Origin of the sequence: Shewanella sp. NFH-SH190041 (assembly GCF_024363255.1) — a bacterium.
GTDB lineage: Bacteria > Pseudomonadota > Gammaproteobacteria > Enterobacterales > Shewanellaceae > Shewanella.
Window position 1 is genome coordinate 1,922,096 of record NZ_AP026070.1, and the last position, 20,777, is coordinate 1,942,872.

Here is a 20,777-nt window from a genome sequence, read left to right on the forward strand (position 1 = left end):
TCAGATTTTTATTTATCGATAACGCTTAAATAGTAAACAGGGAAAATAGCCATTATCCGGTTTTGTGTTTATTTCAGTGATCTATTCCGGACTTTTTACACACTAATGCTGGCTTTTTATGCTGGTATGCCGAGCTTGCTTATTTGATTCAGGGTAAGGTCTGGCGACAATAAATAACTGTGTTAGAATGCCAAATCACGTTTGTTAGCTGAGTATTGATCGCCTTTACAGGTCGTCAGCTAAATTTTCAGGGGATCGAGCAGTTTATGACTGATCTGGCTTCATCAATTTCGCCAATTAATATTGAAGACGAACTCAAGAATTCGTACCTCGATTACGCCATGAGTGTGATTGTAGGGCGGGCATTGCCTGACGTGCGGGACGGTTTGAAACCGGTTCACCGTCGTGTGCTGTTCGCAATGAATGAACTAAAAAATGACTGGAATAAGCCCTACAAAAAATCAGCCCGTGTTGTCGGTGATGTAATCGGTAAATATCACCCTCACGGTGACAGTGCAGTTTATGACACGATTGTGCGTATGGCACAGCCTTTCTCCCTGCGCTACACACTGGTAGACGGTCAGGGTAACTTTGGTTCCATCGACGGTGACGCTGCTGCGGCAATGCGTTATACCGAGATCCGGATGCAAAAGCTGGCGCATCAGCTGCTGGCTGATCTGGATAAGGAAACTGTTGATTTCGTACCAAACTATGACGGTACCGAGCAGATCCCCGCTGTTCTGCCAACTAAGATCCCGAACCTGCTGGTAAACGGTGCATCCGGTATCGCCGTTGGTATGGCAACTAATATTCCGCCACACAACCTCAATGAAGTGATTCAGGGCTGTCTGGCATTGATTGATGCTCCTGAGCTGTCCATTGAACAGCTGATGGATTACATTCCTGGCCCAGATTTCCCAACGGCTGCCTTTATTAATGGTCGCAAAGGGATTATCGACGCCTACCATACCGGTCGGGGTAAAGCCATTATGCGCGCCCGAGCCGAAGTGGAAACGGAACACAATGGCCGCGAGCGTATTATCGTCACCGAAATTCCTTATCAGGTTAACAAGGCTCGTTTGATCGAAAAGATTGCTGAGCTGGTTAAAGATAAGAAGATTGAAGGTATCAGTGGCCTGCGCGACGAGTCTGATAAAGACGGTATGCGTATCGTGATTGAGATCAAGCGCGGTGAAGTGGGTGAGGTGGTACTGAATAACCTGTACTCCCAGACTCAGATGCAGACCTCGTTTGGTATCAACATGGTGGCTCTGGCTAATGGTCAGCCTAAACTGTTCAACCTTAAGGAGATGCTGGAAGCCTTTATTCTGCACCGCCGTGAGGTTGTGACCCGCCGTACCGTATTTGAACTGCGTAAAGCCCGTGACCGTGCCCATATTCTGGAAGCATTGGCGGTGGCGCTGGCCAATATTGACCCGATTATTGCACTGATCAAAGCCTCGCCAAGTCCTAGCGACGCCAAAGTTAAGCTGGTGGAACAAGGCTGGGCACTGGGCAATGTTCAGGGCATGCTGGAAAAAGCCGGTGATGATGCTGCCCGCCCTGAATGGCTGGAGCCTCAATTCGGTATCCGCGATGGTCTGTATTTCCTCACTGAGCAACAAGCTCAGGCGATTTTGGACCTGCGTCTGCACAAGCTGACCGGTCTGGAACATGAAAAGATCCTGGCTGAGTATGAAGAGCTGCTGGAAGTTATCGCCGCGCTGCTGTTTATTCTGCGCAGTCCAGAGCGTCTGATGGAAGTGATCAAAGAAGAGCTGGAAGAAGTGTTGGCGCAATTCGGTGATGCCCGCCGCACTGAAATCAATGCCAATGAAATTGATATCAGCTTGGAAGATCTGATCAATGAAGAAGACGTGGTAGTTACCCTGTCTCATACCGGTTATGCCAAATATCAGCCGCTGACTGATTATCAGGCACAACGCCGTGGTGGTAAGGGTAAAGCTGCAACCAAGGTGAAAGACGAAGATTTCGTTGAAAAACTGCTGGTAGCCAATACCCACGATACCATTTTGTGTTTCTCTGACTTCGGTAAGATGTACTGGCTGAAGGTTTACCAGCTGCCGCTGGCCAGCCGTCAAGCAAGAGGTAAGCCGATTGTTAACCTGCTGCCATTGTCTGACGGTGAGCGTATCACCGCGATTCTGCCAGTACGGGAATACGAAGCGGATAAGTATATTGTGATGGCAACCTCTCACGGTACCGTGAAGAAGACTGCACTGACAGAATACAGCCGTCCACGTGCTAACGGCATTATTGCTGTGAACCTGAAAGATGGCGATCAGCTGATCGGTGTAGATATCACCAATGGTGATGATGACATCATGCTGTTCTCCAACGAAGGTAAAGTGGTTCGCTTTAAAGAAGGTGAAGAAATTGCCCAGTTGGATGACAACGGCAATCCTGTACTGGATGAAAATGGCCAGCCAGTAATCCAGTTTAAAGGGGTACGCCCAATGGGCCGTACAGCCACAGGTGTTCGTGGTATCAAACTGGAAGACGGTCAGGAAGTCGTTTCTTTGATTGTACCTAAAGGTGATGGCGCTATTTTGACTGTGACTGAAAACGGTTACGGTAAGCGTACTGAATTGCATGAATACCCAGCGAAGAGCCGTGGCACTAAAGGTGTGGTATCCATCAAGGTCAGTGAGCGTAATGGCGCGGTTGTGGGTGCAGTCCAAGTCGGTGAAAATGATGAAATGATGCTGATCAGCAATAAGGGTACCTTGGTGCGTACTCCGGCTGACGGCGTGTCCATTATTGGCCGTAACACTCAGGGTGTTCGTATTATCCGGGTGGCAGACGATGAAACTGTCGTAGGTCTGCAGCGTATCGATGAAATCGAAGCCGACGAGTTGCCAGAGGCACTGGAAGGTGAGGTTGCCGCAGCTCAGGATGATACCCGTCCAGCAGATGATCCGGTGCAACCGGCTGACGAGTAATTGTGACATTAACGGGCATCTTTTGATGCCCGTTTTTTATATCGCCAACATGCAGTGAAGGAGTAAGGAGTTGAGCGCGATTTATAATTTTTGTGCCGGACCGGCCATGTTGCCAACGGCAGTGATGCATAAAGCGCAAAAGGAATTTGTAGATTGGCAAGGACATGGCGTGTCCGTAATGGAAATCAGCCACCGCAGTAAAGACTATATGGCTGTGGCGGCAAAAGCGGAACAGCGACTGCGTGAGTTAATGGCTATTCCGGATAATTACCATGTGCTGTTTATGCATGGTGGCGGTCGCGGACAGTTTTCTGCGGTCGCAAGCAACCTGCTTGGTAGCCATGGTCGGGCCTTGTATCTGGTGAGTGGCCAATGGTCGAAAGCCGCGGCAGAAGAAGCCCAAAAAATTGCCGGGCATGCGCAAATTGATGTGGTCGATATTTGTGTTGAAGATGACGGTATCCGTCATGTTGAACTTTCACCACTGTCCGGGGCGGCCGAGGATTACCGTTATCTGCATTATTGCCCTAATGAAACAGTTGATGGCATTGAGATTTTTGAAAATATCGACTGCCCATGGCCGGTTGTGGCCGATATGTCCTCTAATATTCTTTCCCGTGAAATCGATGTGAGTCGCTTTGGTTTGATTTATGCTGGCGCACAGAAAAATATCGGGCCAAGTGGGCTGGCTATTGTGATTGTGCGGCAGGACTTGCTATCACTTCCTAGTCTGACTCAAGCATCTATTTTAGATTACCGCCTGGCGCGGGATAATGACTCCATGTTTAACACGCCGCCAACTTTTGCCTGGTATCTGGCCGGGGAAGTGTTTGCTTGGTTGCAGGAACATGGCGGCGTCAGTGCCATGGATTTGAATAATATCCATAAGGCTAAACTCCTTTATCATTGTATCGACTCTCATCCTTTCTATCGCAATAATGTGGCCAAAGAAAATCGCTCCCGGATGAATGTGACCTTCCATCTGGCTGATGAATCCTTAAATGGCGAATTTCTGGCTCAGGCGGAAGCTCGAGGTCTGTTAGCATTGAAGGGGCACCGTATTGTCGGTGGCATGCGCGCCAGTATTTATAATGCTATGCCCTATGAAGGGGTGCAGGCGCTGGTTAACTTTATGACCGAATTTGCCGAGCAGCATGCCTAAGTGGAGTAACCATTTGGTTAGTCACTCAGTTCATGGTTTAGGTGATAGCAGCATTAAGCGCTAATTGGGTTATTGGAGCCAGTCTTTCCACCAGTACTTTTCCCTACAGTGAGGTGGCATAGGCAGTTGTATTTGTTATCTTAGGGCAATAACCAGATTGTTGAAAAGTGCTCGCAGTGTGAACAAATATTGCGTTATAAAAAAGCGGATGCCATAACATCCGCTTTTTATTTATATCGTTGTTTATTTTTATGAAAGGCTACAATATGGCAGCAATAGCACGTGCCAGATAATCCACATTCTGATGGCTGATCCCCGCGATACTGATCCGGCTGGAGTCAACCATATAGATGCCATATTGCTGTTTTAACTGTTGCACTTGTTGCTCGTTAATCCCCAAAAAGCTAAACATGCCTTTTTCTTTAGCAATAAAACTAAAATCCTTGGCAACCTTTTGCTCATGTAAATGCGTAACCAACATAGTACGGTTGTGGTTTATCCGCTCACGCATCAGGGCTAATTCCTCTAGCCACAGATTTTTCAGTTCAGCGTTGGCAAGAATCGTGGCAACAATAGCGGCACCATGGGCCGGTGGCATTGAATAATTACAGCGGATGGCATACAGCATAACGGATAATGCCGTGTCAGCTTGTTGTGGATCACTGGCCACTAGGCTGCAAGCCCCAATACGTTCACGATAAAGCCCGAAATTTTTTGAGCAGGAACTGCACAGCAGCATATTGTTGACGCTGGCTGCCATCACCCTGACTCCATAGGCATCTTCATCAACACCATGGCCAAATCCCTGATAGGCCATATCAATCAATGGCAGACTGCCGGTTTGACTAATAAGCGTGGCTAATTTGTCCCATTGCGTTGGGGATAAATCCGCGCCACAGGGGTTATGACAGCAAGCATGCAGTAAAATTACATCCTTCTCTGTCGCCTGCGCCAGCGTTTGGCACATGGCATCAAACTTGATGCACTGGTTGTCATAGTCGTAATAAGGGTAGGTTTTGACCGTGAGGCCAGCTGTTTTAAATAAGCCGCTGTGGTTGGCCCAAGTCGGATCGCTGACCCAGATAACAGCGCCAGGCTGACAGCGCTGAATAAAATCGGCTGCAACTTTGAGTGCCCCGGTTCCCCCCGGAGTGGAGACAGTTCTGATCCTATCGGCCAGTAATGCGGGATGATTATGGCCAAATGCGAGCTCAGTCATCAATTTATTAAATGGCATCGCGCCGGCCGGGCCGATATAAACCTTGGACGTTTCTTCTGTTAATCGTTGCTGCTCGGCTTGCTTGACGCAAGATAGGATTGGGGTATGTCCGGTTTCATCCTTATAGACGCCTACGCCTAAATCCACTTTCGCGGGGTTGGTGTCATCTCGGTATTGGTTCAGTAGGCCCAGAATGGGGTCCGTGGGTAGTCGGGTCAGGATTTCAAACATGGTGCTGTTTACCTTTATTATTTTTGCGGCCACATACTGTCAGACAGCTTAACGGTAAATCTTCTGTTGCGGCAAAAAATTACCGGCCGGGTAGAGCGATCTCATGTTTGTATTGCTGTTATGTCTGATTGCCACTTTGCGCTTAATAAGCAATTGGGCTCAGGTATGATGGTATGGGGATGGAAACAGAGCGTGTCAATAAAGGTGGCAAGTCAGTGCTTAGACTGAAAAAAAGCTTGTATCCCGCGTGATGTTCAGTAACGTAGGGCGCAAATAAATATAACTCTGTGTCCATCTTTGTCAGTTGCACTCGTCAGTGAAAAGTGTCAGTACAGATGGCTGCGATGATTTTTTGACTGAGGATAGGCTTTTTAATGAAGCAGTTAACTCTTAACCATATTGAACATGTTAATGGTACGGTCAATATTCCCGGCTCTAAAAGTATTTCTAACCGGGCACTGTTGTTGGCGGCGATGGCCAGTGGCACCACAAGGCTGACTAACTTATTGGACTCAGATGATATCAGGCATATGCTTGATGCCCTGAAACAGCTCGGAGTGAACTATCAACTGTCAGCGGATAAATCTATCTGTACTGTCACCGGGCTCGGTGGTCCATTGTGTAGTATGCAGCCCCTTAGTCTGTTTCTTGGCAATGCTGGTACGGCGATGCGGCCGTTATGTGCAGCACTGACATTGGGGCAGGGGGAGTTTACTCTGACCGGTGAACCGCGAATGGAGCAGCGCCCCATTGGTGATCTGGTCGATGCTTTACATCAACTAGGCGCGCAAATTGATTATCTTAAGCAAGCTGGTTTCCCACCGGTTAAGGTCAATGCTACAGGTCTGCAGGGTGGCGATGTCTCAATTGCAGGCAGTTTATCCAGTCAATATTTAACGGCATTACTGATGGTGGCACCATTAGCCCAAGGCGCTGTGACGATCCACATTGATGGCGAGCTGGTGTCTAAACCTTATATTGAATTGACGCTGCAGATGATGGCGCGTTTTGGCGTTACCGTAACCCATGATAATTACCGCCTCTTTGAGATTGCTGCTGGGCAGCATTACCGCTCTCCAGGACAATTTTTAGTTGAAGGGGATGCCTCATCGGCATCGTACTTTTTGGCTGCAGGGGCAATTGCTGGCGGACAGGTCACCGTAACCGGGGTCGGACGGCAATCAATTCAAGGAGATATCCGTTTTGCTGATGCCTTAGCGCAAATGGGGGCAAAAATTGATTGGCAAGATGATGCGATAACTGTGTCACCCGGTGCGTTATCCGGCATTGATATGGATATGAACCATATTCCGGATGCCGCCATGACATTGGCAGTCGTTGCGTTATTTGCTAAAGGAGAAACCTGTTTACGCAATATTTATAACTGGCGCATCAAAGAGACTGATCGCTTAGCCGCCATGGCCACTGAATTGCGCAAAGTCGGGGCTCAGGTTGAGGAAGGTCAGGATTATATTCGCATTGTGCCACCACAGATACCGCATCACGCCGATATCGATACTTACAATGATCACCGCATGGCGATGTGTTTTTCACTGCTGGCATTAGCCGATTGCGGTGTGACCATCAATGATCCCGATTGTACCTCAAAAACTTTCCCCGGATATTTTGCGGCATTTACGCAATTGGCGGAGAAAAGTCGCTGATGTAATTATCAGCAAAATCGGATATTTATCGTCCAGACCGGAAAAATCCACGGATCTTTCCGGTTTCTTGTTATATAATGCCGCGCGCTCAATCCGGTGATATCACGGACGGGAGTTATTTTTTGCGGAGGAATTTATGTCAGAACTGGCTCCAGTAGTCACGATTGATGGCCCAAGTGGCGCCGGTAAAGGCACCATCAGCCAATTACTGGCTCAGCGTTTTGGCTGGCAATTACTGGACAGCGGCGCAATTTATCGGGTGTTAGCCTTGGCGGCGATTCACCACAATGTGGCGTTGGACAATGAAGAAGCTATCACCCTGTTGGCGGCGCACCTTGATGTGCAGTTCACCACAGAAGCAGGACGTGATGGTGTTAAAGTGGTATTGGAAGGGGAAGATGTCTCTTCTGCTATCCGAACCCAAGAATGCTCAAATGCAGCCTCTAAGATCGCTGCATTTCCCCGGGTGCGTGAAGCCTTGCTGCGCCGTCAGCGTGCATTTCGCGCCGCGCCCGGATTGATTGCCGATGGTCGTGATATGGGTACCGTGGTGTTCCCTGAAGCGCCGGCCAAACTGTTTTTAACGGCCAGTGCCGAAGAAAGAGCGCAACGGCGTTATAATCAGTTGCAGGACAAGGGCTTCGATGTTAATATCGAGCGCCTTTTAGCCGAGATCAAAGAGCGAGATGACCGGGATATGAACCGGGCAGTAGCGCCATTGGTACCGGCAAGTGATGCCAAAGTGATCGACACAACCGGCATCGGCATTGAACAAGTGCTTGATCAAGCGATTAAGTACATCATTGACAAATTATCCGACACTGGCCTGTAAGGGCGGGTGCGATAGGTATCTGTATCAAGGATGATGCGGATAAGTTGACTGACTCCACGTTCAGGAACGACGCGTGGTTTAATTAAATAAGTTAATTAACATGACTGAATCTTTTGCTGATCTGTTTGAACAATCCCTTCAACAACTGGAATTCCGTCCAGGTTCTATCGTTCGCGGTACTGTAGTAGCTATCGAAAACGGTGTAGTACTGGTTGACGCCGGTCTGAAATCTGAGAGCCCAATCCCAGCTGACCAATTCAAAAACGCTCAAGGTGAACTGGAAATCGCTGTAGGCGACGAAGTTGACGTAGCTCTGGACAGCGTTGAAGACGGTTTCGGTGAGACTCAACTGTCTCGCGAAAAAGCTAAGCGCCACGAAGCTTGGATCGTTCTGGAAAAAGCTTACGAAGACGCTGAAACTGTTATCGGTGTTATCAACGGTAAAGTTAAAGGCGGTTTCACTGTTGAGCTGAATGGTATCCGCGCATTCCTGCCAGGTTCTCTGGTTGACGTTCGTCCAGTACGTGACACTGCTCACCTGGAAAACAAAGAACTGGAATTCAAAGTTATCAAGCTGGACCAGAAGCGCAACAACGTTGTTGTTTCACGTCGTGCTGTTATTGAATCTGAAAGCAGCGCTGAGCGTGATGCTCTGCTGGAAAACCTGCAAGAAGGTCAAGCAGTTAAGGGTATCGTTAAGAACCTGACCGACTACGGTGCATTCGTAGATCTGGGCGGTGTTGACGGTCTGCTGCACATCACCGATATGGCTTGGAAGCGTGTTAAGCACCCATCTGAGATCGTAAACGTTGGTGATGAAATCACTGTTAAAGTATTGAAGTACGATCGTGAGCGTACTCGTGTATCTCTGGGTCTGAAGCAACTGGGTGAAGACCCATGGCTGGAAATCAGCAAGCGCTACCCAGAAAACACTCGTCTGACTGGCCGCGTAACTAACCTGACTGACTACGGTTGCTTCGTTGAAATCGAAGAAGGCGTTGAAGGTCTGGTACACGTTTCTGAAATGGATTGGACCAACAAGAACATCCACCCATCTAAGGTTGTTAACCTGGGTGACGAAGTAGAAGTTCTGGTTCTGGACATCGATGAAGAGCGTCGTCGTATTTCTCTGGGTCTGAAGCAATGTAAGACCAACCCATGGGATGATTTCGCTACTCGTTACGCTAAAGGCGACAAAGTTTCCGGTAAGATCAAGTCTATCACTGACTTCGGTATCTTCATCGGTCTGGACGGCGGCATCGACGGTCTGGTTCACCTGTCTGACATCTCTTGGAACGGTACCGGCGAAGAAGCTGTATCTGAGTACAAGAAAGGCGACGAAATCAGTGCAGTTGTTCTGTCTGTAGATCCTGAGCGTGAGCGTATCAGCCTGGGCGTTAAGCAGACTGAAGACGATCCATTCAGCGCATACCTGGCTGACAAGAAGAAAGGTGCTATTGTTGTAGGTACTGTTTCTGCTGTTGATGCTAAAGGTGTTACCGTTGAACTGGCTGACACTGTTGAAGGTTACATCCGTGTAGCTGACATCAGCCGTGACCGCGTTGAAGATGCATCTACTGTATTCGCAGTAGGTGAAAGCGTTGAAGCTAAGTTCATGGGCGTGGATCGTAAGAACCGCACCATCAGCCTGTCTATCCGTGCGAAAGACGAAGCTGAAGAGAAAGAAGTAATGGCTAACCTGAACAAGCAAGAAGACGCTGTGATCAGTAACGCTATGGCTGAAGCATTCAAAGCAGCTCGCAAGTAATCGCCTTGTAGTATAGGAGCATGGCAACATGCACCTGTTTAGGCGACTGTTATTGGCTTGATAATAGGGGATAAGTAGGATGACAAAATCCGAACTGATCGAAAAACTCGCCACCAGGCAGTCGCAACTGTCGGCGAAAGAGGTGGAAAGCGCTATCAAGGAAATGTTGGAGCAAATGGCAACAACCCTTGAAACTGGAGACCGTATTGAGATACGTGGCTTTGGTAGCTTCTCCCTGCACTATCGTGCGCCTCGCACGGGTCGTAACCCGAAAACAGGCTCCTCTGTTGAGCTGGACGGCAAGTACGTTCCGCACTTTAAGCCTGGCAAGGAACTTCGCGAACGCGTTGATATGCTAAACCATTAAAGAATTAATGGTTAAAAAGCCTCCGAAAGGAGGCTTTTTTGTATCTGAATGCAGCCAATACTGGTCAGTCAGTAGGAATTCTTGGATAATCAGCTTATTGAATCGCGTTTATGGAGCATAACGTGAAGTCGTTTATTGCAACCTTAGTGGTGGCAGCTCTCTTTTTTCTGGCATTGTTATTCGGTGCCCGTAATGATCAGATGGTGACCATCAGTTATTTCATTGCCCAAGGTGAGTTCCGTTTGCCTGTGGTTTTGGCCATCGTATTTTTGGCCGGCTTTATCATCAGTTGGCTGATGGCGTTTTATCATTTAACCCGGATGCGGATACAACTGCGGCGTAAGACTCGTCAGTTGGAGCAATTGCAGGGACAGTTAAAACAGCAGTCAGCACCACAACCGGAAGTTAACGCCTGATATGCTTGAACTGCTTTTTCTGTTGTTACCGATAGCGGCAGGCTATGGCTGGTATATGGGACGTCGCAGTGTCAGACAGAACCAGTCCAACCAACGCAAAAAAATGAGCCGGGATTATTTCACCGGTCTGAATTTCTTACTGTCCAATGAATCTGATAAAGCAGTGGATCTGTTTATCAGTTTGTTGGATGTCGATGATGAAACCATAGACACTCACTTATCTCTGGGGTCATTATTTCGTAAACGTGGTGAAGTCGACCGCGCCATCCGTATCCATCAGAATTTAATCGCCCGGCCAAGTCTGCCTGATGAGCAGCGGGATATGGCGATGATGGAATTAGGAAAAGATTATCTTGCCGCCGGCTTTTATGATCGCGCGGAAGAGATTTTTGTCACCCTAGTCCGCCAAGATGATCACAGTGAAGAAGCCGAAACCCTGCTGATCGATATTTACCAAGTGACCAAAGAGTGGCAAAAAGCACTGGATATTATCCGCAAAATCAGCCGTAAACGGCAACAGACCCTGAAGCCTGTGAGCGCTCATTTTTACTGCCAGCTTGCTGATGAAGCGACAGAGAATAGCGATAAGATTAAATTATTACTCCAAGCACTTAAGCAAGACCCTCTCTGTGGCCGAGCATTGTTGACCTTGGCACAAATTTACCTGTTAACCGGCGAATTACGTCAGTGTTTGAAACAACTCAGTGCGCTACTGGATGCTGATATTCAATTGGTGCCAGATGCATTAGCCACAGCGCGTCAGGCATACCTGACATTACCAGATGAAGCAGGCTACCAAAGCTATTTAAGTCGCGCCATTGAAAAAGGGGCCGGGGCCTCAGTGATTAATGCACTGGCTGAGCGTCTAGAGCAACAAGGGGAGCAGCAGCAGGCTGAAACCATGGTGCTTGATGCGTTGTACCGACATCCAACCATGAAGGGATTCCAGCACCTGATGCAGTTACATATCGCACAGGCTGAAGATGGTCAGGCAAAAAAGAGTCTGTCTATGCTGGAGCATTTGGTTGAACAGCAGATTAAATATCGTCCCGCCTTTCGCTGTAATGAGTGTGGTTTTCCGTCCCATGCGCTTTACTGGCACTGTCCATCATGTAAAAACTGGGGCAGTATCAAGCGGATTCGGGGCTTAGACGGAGAATAATAATTCGATACCCTGGAGAAGTAATGACAGATAAACTCATAGTTGTAGCCCTGGATTTTGACAGCCGGAATGCGGCTTTGAATCTAATTGATAAGCTTGATCCGACCATGTGTCGACTCAAAGTGGGTAAAGAGATGTTTACCCTGTTTGGTCCTCAGTTGGTTCGGGAAATTCATGCCCGGGGATTTGATCTGTTTTTGGACTTAAAATTTCATGATATCCCTAATACGGTTGCGAAAGCAGTAGCTGCAGCTGCTGAGCTTGGGGTGTGGATGACCAATGTGCATGCATCTGGTGGCCTGGCCATGATGCAGGCTGCTCGTAAGGCATTATTGCCGTATGGGGAAAATGCGCCAATATTGATCGCTGTGACTGTACTGACATCCATGAGTGATGAAGAATTGCGACTGATTGGCATTGAGGCGACCGCAGAGCAGCAGGTGAAACGTCTCGCCGCATTAACTCAACAAGCGGGTTTGGATGGTGTGGTGTGTTCAGCGCGTGAAGCTCAGATGCTGAAAGCTGAATTTGGCCGAGATTTTAACTTGGTTACCCCGGGGATCCGTCCGCTAGGCAGTGAACAGGGTGATCAGCACCGGGTGATGACGCCAGCAATGGCTATCGAGGCAGGCTCAGACTATCTGGTTATTGGTCGGCCAATCACTCAAGCGGCCGATCCATTAGCAGCCTTGCAGGCGATTCATCAGTCACTATTGTCGTGAGATTATGTTGTAAATAAAAGGGGCGCTCAGCGCTCCTTTTTGCTATCAGGGGCAAGAGTATAATATCTTGGTTTATGAGCACTAAGTTATCGCTACGATAGCTTTATCTTTTTAGATAGCGGCATAGTTTTGCCGGAGAGATAGCAACCTAGACTGTGATCAGAGCGGAGCGCTGTAATATTGTGCACACGCAGCCACAGGATTGCGATGTTAACGTTTCTCCCTTGATGCACTGGGCAAGACTTCTTATTATGCCAGCTATAGATAATGGGTCGTTAAATGACGACTGAGGGTGATTGTCATCGGATGATTACCTAAAATAGTGATAACACCGCCGCCGGCATGGGTCGGGGAGAAAAGGTAGGGAAAAGCATGGCTAATGCATTACAGGAGCAGTTGCTCAAAGCGGGTTTAACCAGTAAGCAGAAAGTACGGGATGTTAAAACCCAAAAACGTCGCAACCGTAAAGCCAATGTTGATGACGGTAGCAGCGATTTTATACAGCAGATTGCTGAGCAGAAAAAAGCCCAAGCAGAAAAAGATAAGGCGCTAAATGAAGAGCGTTTTGCTCAGGCGCAAGAGAAAGGTCAGGTGCGCTCGCTGATCACCGAAGTGAAAAAGCTGGCCGTGAGCCTGCCAACTGACGCTGATGTGAAGTTTAACTACACACTGGAGAATAAAATCTTCTCTGTATACCTGAATGATCGCTTACAACAGCAACTCCTTAAGGGGCAGTTGGGTATTGTTCGTTTAGATGATAGTAGTTACCTGGTACCCCATAAGCTTGCTGAGCGGGTGAATCTGCTGGTGCCACAATGGTGTGGTTATCTCTGGTCTCAGGAAGATAACGCGCCGGCAGTGGAAGAAGATGATCCGTATGCAGATTATGTTATCCCTGATGATTTGATGTGGTAATCAGAGACTATATCGCTCAGCATTTATTGCTGTGATTGCATATGACGAAAGTGCCTGATATTTATCAGGCACTTTTTGTTTTTTATCGCGCTTGTTGTATTTGAACCTGTGCTTTTCACAGGTACTGTCTATTGCATTATCGGCTTATCAGATAGCGCAAGGACATGGTAACTACTGTCTTGCTTAATCTTTATATAAAGTAAAGCCCCCCTAAGTCGCTTTAAAATAAGCTTGAAAGGGTTAAGCATTCCTAATGCAAAGCTGCTAATGGTTTTGTCTCAAGCCTATGAAATTTCCGCTAAACGATAAAATGCACTGAGTATGACGGCGTGATGGTTAGCGCGTATTAATCGACTAATCGGCCTTGTTCAAAATGAAAATGCAGATCGGCCAGTTTTTTACTTTGCGCCACACTGTGGGACACCATCACTATGGTATAGCGGCGGCGCAGGGACAGGAGTAAATCTTCAATGATCGCTGTGGTGTCAGGATCAAGTGACGCAGTTGGTTCATCCAGTAGCAAAATTTCGGGGGATAGTGCTAACGCCCGAGCCAGGCATAAGCGCTGTTGCTGCCCACCAGAAAGCATTTGAGCCGGTTTATCCAGCCGCTGGCACACTTCCTGCCACAGTGCAGCTTGCTCTAAGGCCGATTGTAGCTGTATTAGCGCTTGGGCTTTACCCATACCCGCCACCACTTTTAACGGCAGCATAATATTATCAGCGATACTGCCAGGTAGTAGCTGTGGATGTTGAAATACCATCCCGACTTTTTGTCTCAGATAGGCTAGCTGATGATGACTGAGCTGATTGACCGCCACATTTTCCCCGGCCAATGTTAGCTGAATATCTCCCCGGGTTTGGCAATAAGGGTAACAATCATTGAGTCGGTTAAGACAGCGCAACAGACTGGTTTTGCCTGAGCCAGAGCTGCCACTTAACACATGGATTTGATGGCGTTGCAAACTGAGATTGATGTCCGTTAATGCAGCTTCCCCGTGGTAGCTTAGATGTAGGTGTGAAATTTGGCCTATTTCGCCAGCAATCATAGTGTGTTTCCTGTTGTGCGGTGTAGCAGGGCACTGGCAAGACTAAAGAGCCCGGCGGTGATAAATAGCAGTGTCAGAGCCGCGCCAAATGCCAATTGCAGCTCATCTTCGCTTTGATATTGGGCACTGTAATAAAAAATAGTGAATGGCAACGCTTCATAGCGCTCAAATAACCCGCCAGGTAACCCCGCGTTGGCGACGGCTCCGGTCAGCATAATCACTGCAGTGTCTTCTGCCGCGCGGCCAAAAGCCAGCATAATACCCCCGCTGATACCCCGTATAGCTTGAGGCAGTAGGACATAACCTAATGTTTGACTACGGCTCATCCCTAATGCTTGTGCGGTGATCATCAGTGATGGGGGCAGTGCCAGTAGTGCGGTGCGAGTGGTTACTGCCAGATAAGGCAAGATCAGCAATGCAAGGCAGGTGGCAGATAACAACAGGCTGGTGTTGGCATTGGGGAGGAGATATTGGCGCAGCAGCAGGATCAGGGTAAATCCGAACAGCCCCATTAATATTGAGGGAAATCCGGCAAGAATATCGACAGCTAGCGTTAACAATTCGCGGCATCTGGAAGGGGCGCTTTGAGCCAGCCAGATCCCACAGCCGATACCGGGAAATAGCGCCAGCAATAATGCCAGACTGACAACACTGAGTGTACCGACACAAGCAGGCCAGATCCCGTCCCAGATTGGCGCTAAACCCAATAAGCCATCAAGTGGCGCTGTTTGGCCAAAATAGAGTGTGACCCCCATGGCTGGATAGCCTTTAACCACAATAAAGCCAAGCAGTAGGCCTACAACACTGAGCAGTAATAACGCGCTAAACAGGCACCAGAGATGGAATAGCCGGGAACTTATCACGATTGCGGGCTCCTGGCACCTGACCTTGTGGTAATGGTTCGGATCAGAATTGTAGTGACAGTACTGACACTTAATAACAATAAACCGGCCGCAAATAGTGAGTTATATTCGGCGCTATGGCTGTCGGTGGCCAGTACCAGGGCAATATGTGCTGTGAGCGTCCGCATACTGTCCAATAGATTGGCACTCAGCTGTGGGGCATTACCTGCCAACATCAGAGGCAGCAAGGTATCGCCAATTGCTCGGCTTAGCCCCAGTAGAGTACTGGCAGCCAACACAGGTCGACTGCTGGGCAGGATCAGGTGCAAAATAATCTGACTTGAGGTCATTCCTAGCGCAGAGGCTGTTGGATAGAGCTGCTGCATCAATACACGGCAGTGGCTATCGAGTAACATGATCATCACCGGCAAGATAAGGATCACCACCATCAGGATGGCAGCGAGCAGACAAAAACCGCTGCCGTAATGCAAAGTATCGCGTAACCATGGCACTAATAAAAATACGGCAGCGATACCGTATACCACGGTGGGAACCCCGGCCATTAACCGCATTAGCGCCCGAAGTAAGGCTGCGATGCGGCGGTATTGGGGAAAGAGGCATAAACCACAGATCCCCACAGCCAGCGGCAGCGCAATCAAACTGGCAAGGATGGCCAGCATAACGGAGGCCATAACCATTGCCATAATGCCGTATTGGCCCTGTTCGGGTCGCCAAATAGGGCTAAAAAGCGTGATATTGCCATCAAATAGCACTGGCAGGGCGAAATAACCGAGTAGCAGAAATACGGCGACAATAGTGCCAAATACGCCGCCAGCGAGCCAAGGCAGCAGGGCGGCAAGCCTGTCTGAACCGGTTACATTGCCTCTGTTAAGGGGGGGCCGTTTATCAGCAATCACATTAATGCCGATTTATTGCTGAGCGAGGGGAATATAGCCACTGCTGCGGATATACCCAGCGCCTTGTGGACTGTAGATAAAGTCGATAAAAGCGCGAGTTAGCCCCTGTGGCTCACCTTTGGTATTCATATAGAGTTTACGGACCACAGGGTAGTGCCCATTGGCACAAGCTTCATTACTGGGGTGAATACCGTCAAGTGTCGGCGCGACGACGGTATTGTCAATATATCCCACACTGCTATAGCCGATAGCTGCCGGATCCCGCGCCACCGCTGTTTTCATTGCACCATTGGAGGGAACCACATTGGCTTTTGTCACCACACTGCCATTGTGTAGCAGCTTTTTCACAAATACTGCCCGGGTGCCACTGGCCTCATCCCGTGTAAAGAGATTGATTGTTTTATCTGCCCCGCCCAGTGTTTGCCAGTTAGTGATTTTCCCGGCATAAATATCCGCTACCTGTTGGCTGCTCAGTGCTTTTACTGGGTTTGTCGGATTAAGGATCACCGCGACACCATCAATGGCAAATGGAAAACTCACCAACCCCTGCGCCGCTTCGGCAGGCTTCAATGCTCGGCCGGTATTGCCGATCTCTGCCAATCCCTTTGCTGCTTGCTGGGCACCAACGCCAGAGCCGCCTCCAGCAATAGTAATTCGAATGTCTGGGTTAGCTGTCATAATGGCTCTAGCCGCTTGTTTCATCACCGGAATATGCGCAGTGCCTCCGGCGATATTCAATTGTCCATGTAGATGGGCAAAGCGGTCAGTATCCGTGGCCGATGCAGAGATACTCAATAATGCGGCCGGGATAAATAACATTGAGCACAGTAAGTTGCGCAAAAAAGTAGGGGACAGCATGGTATTTCCTTTGTTATAGGGTGTTGTTGTGAGGCGATAAGCAGAATAAAAAAAGCCAACTAACTGAGTATTATATCCAGTGTTCGTTACATAACTGATTGATGATGTTCACATTTAATGCTTTTTCTGCGGTGTTTGTTGTAAGAGTACTATCGTGAATAGTCCGCCGGTCTTGGGATCGGTGAGTTTTTGCATCAGGGCGGCGTGTTACAGCAGGCGATTGTCAGCGTGCTGTTAGTTTTTATTATGGAAACAGGTCAATTTCCGACACAAAATAATCCATAACGAATAGTAAAACGGCAGTACAGAGGGAAGTAGGGCAATAAGGATATAAGGAGAAAACGCGATAGGGTTATTGGTTGATGGTAAATGGCATGAGACTTGGTATGAAACCGGCAAAAATCATAGCCACTTCCAACGTGAGGCGGCAAAATTGCGCCATTTTATCACCCAAGATGGTCGTGCCGGTCCAAGCGGCGAGAGTGGCTTTTGACCATATCAAAACCCATTACTATGTTAGCCACCCCATGATCAATCCTACCCAGATAGTGCCAATCGGGCCGGATATTGACTATCAGCAACCGCATAATCGTCCTAACGTGGAGCTACCCGCTAAATAGCTTAAATTACAGATTCACAGGTTAGGGGAGTGTGGTTGAAAATAAAAAAGTGCACTATATCAATATGGCAAGCTGTGCTCAGCATAAAAAACGGACAAGGTGATGATGCCTGTCCGTTTGAAAGCCGTTATGTTACTTACAGTTTATTTCTGTATGGTGTATTTAAAGCTGGTTTATTTAAGCGCTATTTATTCAATATTGGCTCATTTTAGTACACATGTAAGAGTGCAGTCTGAGGTTCCATTCAGTGACGCTAGACCAGTGTGATGCCTGATAAGTGTTACGTTAGCTCAGCATTATTCCAAATCAGCGTTGTTACTGCGCACTGTAGTAAGTTTTGAGATTACAAAATAAATACCAGAAAACGTAGCTTGATTAATTTTGTATCTATTTGAGGATTTAAAGCCGCATTATCTAATTAGGCTGATACCCTGTGTCTTCTGCTTCTGGGTGAGCTTCTGCCGCAGTTCTGGCTAATTCATCACAACGCTCATTTTCGGGATGACCGGCATGGCCTTTAACCCATTGCCAATCCATTTGGTGCATTTCTCTGGCTTTATCCAATCGTTGCCATAAATCGACGTTTTTCACCGGCGTTTTACTGGCGGTTTTCCAGCCTTTTGCTTTCCAGCCATGTATCCATTGGGTAATGCCTTGCCGCATATATTGGCTGTCCGAAGTGAGCGTCACCCGACAAGGCTCTTTTAAGGCTTCCAACGCTAGGATTGGTGCCAGCAACTCCATACGGTTATTTGTGGTCAGGGCAAACCCGCCGGATAGTTCTTTGACATGGGACTTGTATTTCATCACCACGCCATAGCCGCCAGGGCCGGGATTACCTAGGCAGGAGCCATCAGTAAAAATAGAGATGTGTTTCAGTTCGGTCATCCGCTTGCTACTATTAGCTTTTGATTGACCACGAGTATAACCAAATCCTTGGGCAGAGGCTGCAAGTTATTATGAACATCATTTCCAGTGCCAGCCGGCAGATTATTCTAGATACCGAAACCACGGGTATGAATCAGGGTGCAGGCCCGGTCTATCAGGGACATAGGATCATTGAAATTGGCTGTGTTGAAGTTATCAACCGTAAGCTGACAGGCCGGCATTACCATGAGTACATCAATCCAGACCAACTGATTGATGAAGAAGCCATCCAAGTACACGGCATCACCAATGAATATGTGGCCGATAAGCCCAGATTCCATCAGATAGCCCAAAGTTTTTTAGAGTTTGTCGACGGCGCAGAAATTGTCGCACACAACGCATCGTTTGACGTTAGCTTCCTTGATTATGAGTTGTCACGGCTACAGCCTAAAGGGCCTAAACTGGCAGATATCTGTCAGCTGCTTGACTCCTTAGCGATTGCTAAGTTTTTGCATCCAGGTCAGAAAAATAATCTGGATGCGTTATGTAAGCGTTATCACATCGATAACTCCCGACGAGAGCTGCACGGCGCATTGCTCGATGCCGAGATCTTAGCGGATGTGTATTTAATTATGACCGGGGGGCAGACCAAATTTAATTTGAGTCTTGGTGCCCAAGGGGGTCAGGAGGCAGGCGGTATTATCCGTTTGCCTGCGGATCGTCCTGCCCTTAAAGTTATTACCGCTTCAGCCGATGAACTTTCTACACATGAACAGCGGTTGGATTTGGTTGCCAAATCCGGGAAATGTCTCTGGCGAGGATAAGTTATCAGTATGAGCCCACAGCATCAGGCCGGCAGATTTTATTTACTTCTGATAATGATGCTGCTGATACCGCTGCAATTGGGTGCTGTTGGGCACAGCACCACCCCTTCTATGACTGCCGACCGGGCAGAGATACTGCAAAACCGTTTCCGTATTGACCATTTTACCGAGCAAGTTACCTTGCTGATCGCGCGGGAGTATGGCTCAGCGCCTGTGATTGTGATTACCCCGGATGGCAGTAAATGGTATTCCGACCGCTACCCTGACAATGTGAAATGGGAAGATGGCATGCCGGGGGATATGATCACCATCGTCAAGCCGACTCCCGGCCCTTATCAACTGATTGGCACAGTTGCACCTGGTTCTAAGGTCCAGAAAGTCTCAAAGTTGCAGTTACAAATGGCGGCATTGCCTCAGCCTTTGTATCAGGGTGAACGCTTAAAAGTAACGGCTGGGTTCGAGGATGAAGGCCAATTGGTGCGGATGCCGGGACTGAATTTTATGGTCAAATGGCGGGCTAAATTAGAGCCAGTCATTACCGCTGAAGATGAAATTTCCGTGTCAGCCGTGCTGCCGGTGGGTAAATTTGCCGATAATGGCCAAATGCAGGATGAACGGCCCGATGACGGTATTTTTACGGCAACATTGAATTTTCGTCATAAGTTAGGGCCTTACACTTTTACCGTTACTGCCAGTAATAAAATTTTTACTCGAGAACTGACATTACCCCTCACGTTATCAGCATCTCCTATCCAGATCAGCCTGATTGAGCCGGATAACCATGAAATTGGCCGGTGGAAACTATTGATTGATGTAGACGGCAGTAAGATCACCCCGGCGGATACCATATTGGATATTGAGATGTTTGGGCCGGGCAGTTTAGGGGCGCCGATACAGATTAAGGAGCTGACCAGTGGCAGTAATGAATATATTTTGCCGGAAATGACAGAATATGGTGGTTACCGTTTAACCGGGCTAATTGTGTCCACGACGGTCTCTGGTCGGGAAATTCTATTAGATATGCCGGAGCAGTTTTTCCAGCGTGTCGAGCCACCACCACCACCGCCTGATCCTCGTATCCTTGCCGCAGAGCAGGCCAGACAAGAAGCCCTACGGGAACAGGCCCGTCGTAAAGGGATTATCACCAATATTATTGTTGCGAATGTGACTTTGTTCTTGCTGGGTATCGGCGGCATGTTTTTCTGGCGCTGGCGGCAAAAGGCGAAACAGCAGGCAGAAAATAATGAGGATGTCGATGCCTTGCTGACGGAAGGGCCAACGGCTGATGAGCCAACAGATGAAGGCGATACAGCGGCTTTGGATGAGATTGATTTAAATGAGCCGGATGATGCAAGCGCGCAAGAAGCTAAAAGTTAACTT

At 48.3% G+C, this 20,777-nt stretch carries 19 protein-coding genes; 13 read left to right on the top strand and 6 right to left on the bottom strand.

The features are described 5' to 3' along the window. Positions 1–266 precede the first annotated feature (266 nt). Together gyrA and serC are read left to right on the top strand one after the other, a co-directional pair. Entirely contained in the window at positions 267–2,963 is a 2,697-nt protein-coding gene (gene gyrA, locus NFHSH190041_RS08455; protein ID WP_261924788.1) for a DNA topoisomerase (ATP-hydrolyzing) subunit A, read from the top strand. A 70-nt stretch (positions 2,964–3,033) separates the two neighbouring features. Next, a complete protein-coding gene (serC, locus tag NFHSH190041_RS08460; RefSeq protein WP_261924789.1) occupies positions 3,034–4,125 on the top strand; it encodes a 3-phosphoserine/phosphohydroxythreonine transaminase in 1,092 nt (363 codons plus the stop codon). 259 nt (positions 4,126–4,384) lie between these two features. On the opposite strand, the gene NFHSH190041_RS08465 is transcribed toward serC, so the two are convergent. Further along, a complete protein-coding gene (locus NFHSH190041_RS08465) occupies positions 4,385–5,575 on the bottom strand; it encodes an amino acid aminotransferase (RefSeq protein ID WP_261924790.1) in 1,191 nt (396 codons plus the stop codon). A gap of 374 nt (positions 5,576–5,949) precedes the next feature. Here NFHSH190041_RS08465 and aroA point away from each other — a divergent pair, with 374 nt between their 5' ends. The 8 genes from aroA (at position 5,950) to NFHSH190041_RS08505 (ending at position 13,421) form a co-directional block, all read left to right on the top strand. After that, complete coding sequence (aroA, locus tag NFHSH190041_RS08470; RefSeq protein WP_261924791.1) at positions 5,950–7,239, top strand: 3-phosphoshikimate 1-carboxyvinyltransferase; 1,290 nt, start codon at positions 5,950–5,952, stop codon at positions 7,237–7,239. Between the two features lie 136 nt (positions 7,240–7,375). Continuing rightward, on the top strand, positions 7,376–8,071 hold the full coding sequence (cmk, locus tag NFHSH190041_RS08475) for a (d)CMP kinase (protein ID WP_261924792.1): 696 nt from the start codon (positions 7,376–7,378) through the stop codon (positions 8,069–8,071). Between the two features lie 100 nt (positions 8,072–8,171). Next, positions 8,172–9,839 (top strand): 30S ribosomal protein S1, encoded by a 1,668-nt coding sequence (rpsA, locus tag NFHSH190041_RS08480; protein ID WP_261924793.1) that lies wholly within the window; start codon positions 8,172–8,174, stop codon positions 9,837–9,839. Between the two features lie 79 nt (positions 9,840–9,918). Then, positions 9,919–10,206, top strand: a complete 288-nt coding sequence (gene ihfB / locus NFHSH190041_RS08485; RefSeq protein ID WP_261924794.1) for an integration host factor subunit beta — start codon at positions 9,919–9,921, stop codon at positions 10,204–10,206. 122 nt (positions 10,207–10,328) lie between these two features. After that, entirely contained in the window at positions 10,329–10,622 is a 294-nt protein-coding gene (locus NFHSH190041_RS08490; protein ID WP_261924795.1) for a LapA family protein, read from the top strand. A gap of 1 nt (position 10,623) precedes the next feature. After that, on the top strand, positions 10,624–11,784 hold the full coding sequence (gene lapB, locus NFHSH190041_RS08495; protein ID WP_261924796.1) for a lipopolysaccharide assembly protein LapB: 1,161 nt from the start codon (positions 10,624–10,626) through the stop codon (positions 11,782–11,784). 23 nt (positions 11,785–11,807) lie between these two features. Continuing rightward, entirely contained in the window at positions 11,808–12,506 is a 699-nt protein-coding gene (pyrF, locus tag NFHSH190041_RS08500) for an orotidine-5'-phosphate decarboxylase (RefSeq protein ID WP_261924797.1), read from the top strand. 372 nt (positions 12,507–12,878) lie between these two features. Then, on the top strand, positions 12,879–13,421 hold the full coding sequence (locus tag NFHSH190041_RS08505; protein ID WP_261924798.1) for a DUF2058 domain-containing protein: 543 nt from the start codon (positions 12,879–12,881) through the stop codon (positions 13,419–13,421). A 346-nt stretch (positions 13,422–13,767) separates the two neighbouring features. On the opposite strand, the gene NFHSH190041_RS08510 is transcribed toward NFHSH190041_RS08505, so the two are convergent. Genes NFHSH190041_RS08510 through NFHSH190041_RS08525 form a run of 4 tightly spaced genes read right to left on the bottom strand, consistent with a single transcriptional unit; the run spans position 13,768 to position 17,086 of the window. Then, entirely contained in the window at positions 13,768–14,469 is a 702-nt protein-coding gene (locus NFHSH190041_RS08510) for a phosphate ABC transporter ATP-binding protein (protein ID WP_261924799.1), read from the bottom strand. Further along, a complete protein-coding gene (locus tag NFHSH190041_RS08515) occupies positions 14,466–15,332 on the bottom strand; it encodes a PstA family ABC transporter permease (protein ID WP_261924800.1) in 867 nt (288 codons plus the stop codon). Before NFHSH190041_RS08515 ends, NFHSH190041_RS08510 begins: the two co-directional genes overlap by 4 nt. Then, positions 15,329–16,228, bottom strand: a complete 900-nt coding sequence (locus tag NFHSH190041_RS08520; RefSeq protein WP_261924801.1) for a PstC family ABC transporter permease — start codon at positions 16,226–16,228, stop codon at positions 15,329–15,331. The genes NFHSH190041_RS08515 and NFHSH190041_RS08520 overlap by 4 nt, the downstream gene beginning before the upstream one ends. 12 nt (positions 16,229–16,240) lie before the next feature. Further along, positions 16,241–17,086: a phosphate ABC transporter substrate-binding protein gene (locus tag NFHSH190041_RS08525; RefSeq protein ID WP_261924802.1), complete on the bottom strand. Its 846-nt coding sequence runs from the start codon at positions 17,084–17,086 to the stop codon at positions 16,241–16,243. Positions 17,087–17,472: 386 nt separating this feature from the next. On the opposite strand from NFHSH190041_RS08525, the gene NFHSH190041_RS19735 reads away from it, so the two are divergent. After that, on the top strand, positions 17,473–17,706 hold the full coding sequence (locus NFHSH190041_RS19735) for a hypothetical protein (protein ID WP_410010857.1): 234 nt from the start codon (positions 17,473–17,475) through the stop codon (positions 17,704–17,706). A 414-nt stretch (positions 17,707–18,120) separates the two neighbouring features. On the opposite strand, the gene rnhA is transcribed toward NFHSH190041_RS19735, so the two are convergent. Further along, on the bottom strand, positions 18,121–18,594 hold the full coding sequence (gene rnhA, locus NFHSH190041_RS08535) for a ribonuclease HI (RefSeq protein WP_261924803.1): 474 nt from the start codon (positions 18,592–18,594) through the stop codon (positions 18,121–18,123). A gap of 71 nt (positions 18,595–18,665) precedes the next feature. Here rnhA and dnaQ point away from each other — a divergent pair, with 71 nt between their 5' ends. Continuing rightward, positions 18,666–19,397, top strand: coding sequence for a DNA polymerase III subunit epsilon (gene dnaQ / locus NFHSH190041_RS08540; protein ID WP_261924804.1), 732 nt, complete (start codon positions 18,666–18,668; stop codon positions 19,395–19,397). A gap of 9 nt (positions 19,398–19,406) precedes the next feature. After that, entirely contained in the window at positions 19,407–20,774 is a 1,368-nt protein-coding gene (locus tag NFHSH190041_RS08545) for a TIGR03503 family protein (RefSeq protein ID WP_261924805.1), read from the top strand. The last annotated feature ends 3 nt before the right edge of the window (positions 20,775–20,777 follow it).

Bases quoted from the DNA above. Each gene is read 5' to 3' on its own strand.
- gyrA (WP_261924788.1), top strand. From the start codon at position 267: ATGACTGATCTGGCTTCATCAATTTCGCCAATTAATATTGAAGACGAA.
- NFHSH190041_RS08465 (WP_261924790.1), bottom strand. From the start codon at position 5,575: ATGTTTGAAATCCTGACCCGACTACCCACGGACCCCATTCTGGGCCTA.
- aroA (WP_261924791.1), top strand. From the start codon at position 5,950: ATGAAGCAGTTAACTCTTAACCATATTGAACATGTTAATGGTACGGTC.
- cmk (WP_261924792.1), top strand. From the start codon at position 7,376: ATGTCAGAACTGGCTCCAGTAGTCACGATTGATGGCCCAAGTGGCGCC.
- rpsA (WP_261924793.1), top strand. From the start codon at position 8,172: ATGACTGAATCTTTTGCTGATCTGTTTGAACAATCCCTTCAACAACTG.
- ihfB (WP_261924794.1), top strand. From the start codon at position 9,919: ATGACAAAATCCGAACTGATCGAAAAACTCGCCACCAGGCAGTCGCAA.
- lapB (WP_261924796.1), top strand. From the start codon at position 10,624: ATGCTTGAACTGCTTTTTCTGTTGTTACCGATAGCGGCAGGCTATGGC.
- pyrF (WP_261924797.1), top strand. From the start codon at position 11,808: ATGACAGATAAACTCATAGTTGTAGCCCTGGATTTTGACAGCCGGAAT.
- NFHSH190041_RS08505 (WP_261924798.1), top strand. From the start codon at position 12,879: ATGGCTAATGCATTACAGGAGCAGTTGCTCAAAGCGGGTTTAACCAGT.
- NFHSH190041_RS08510 (WP_261924799.1), bottom strand. From the start codon at position 14,469: ATGATTGCTGGCGAAATAGGCCAAATTTCACACCTACATCTAAGCTAC.
- NFHSH190041_RS08525 (WP_261924802.1), bottom strand. From the start codon at position 17,086: ATGCTGTCCCCTACTTTTTTGCGCAACTTACTGTGCTCAATGTTATTT.
- NFHSH190041_RS19735 (WP_410010857.1), top strand. From the start codon at position 17,473: ATGAAACCGGCAAAAATCATAGCCACTTCCAACGTGAGGCGGCAAAAT.
- rnhA (WP_261924803.1), bottom strand. From the start codon at position 18,594: ATGACCGAACTGAAACACATCTCTATTTTTACTGATGGCTCCTGCCTA.
- dnaQ (WP_261924804.1), top strand. From the start codon at position 18,666: ATGAACATCATTTCCAGTGCCAGCCGGCAGATTATTCTAGATACCGAA.
- NFHSH190041_RS08545 (WP_261924805.1), top strand. From the start codon at position 19,407: ATGAGCCCACAGCATCAGGCCGGCAGATTTTATTTACTTCTGATAATG.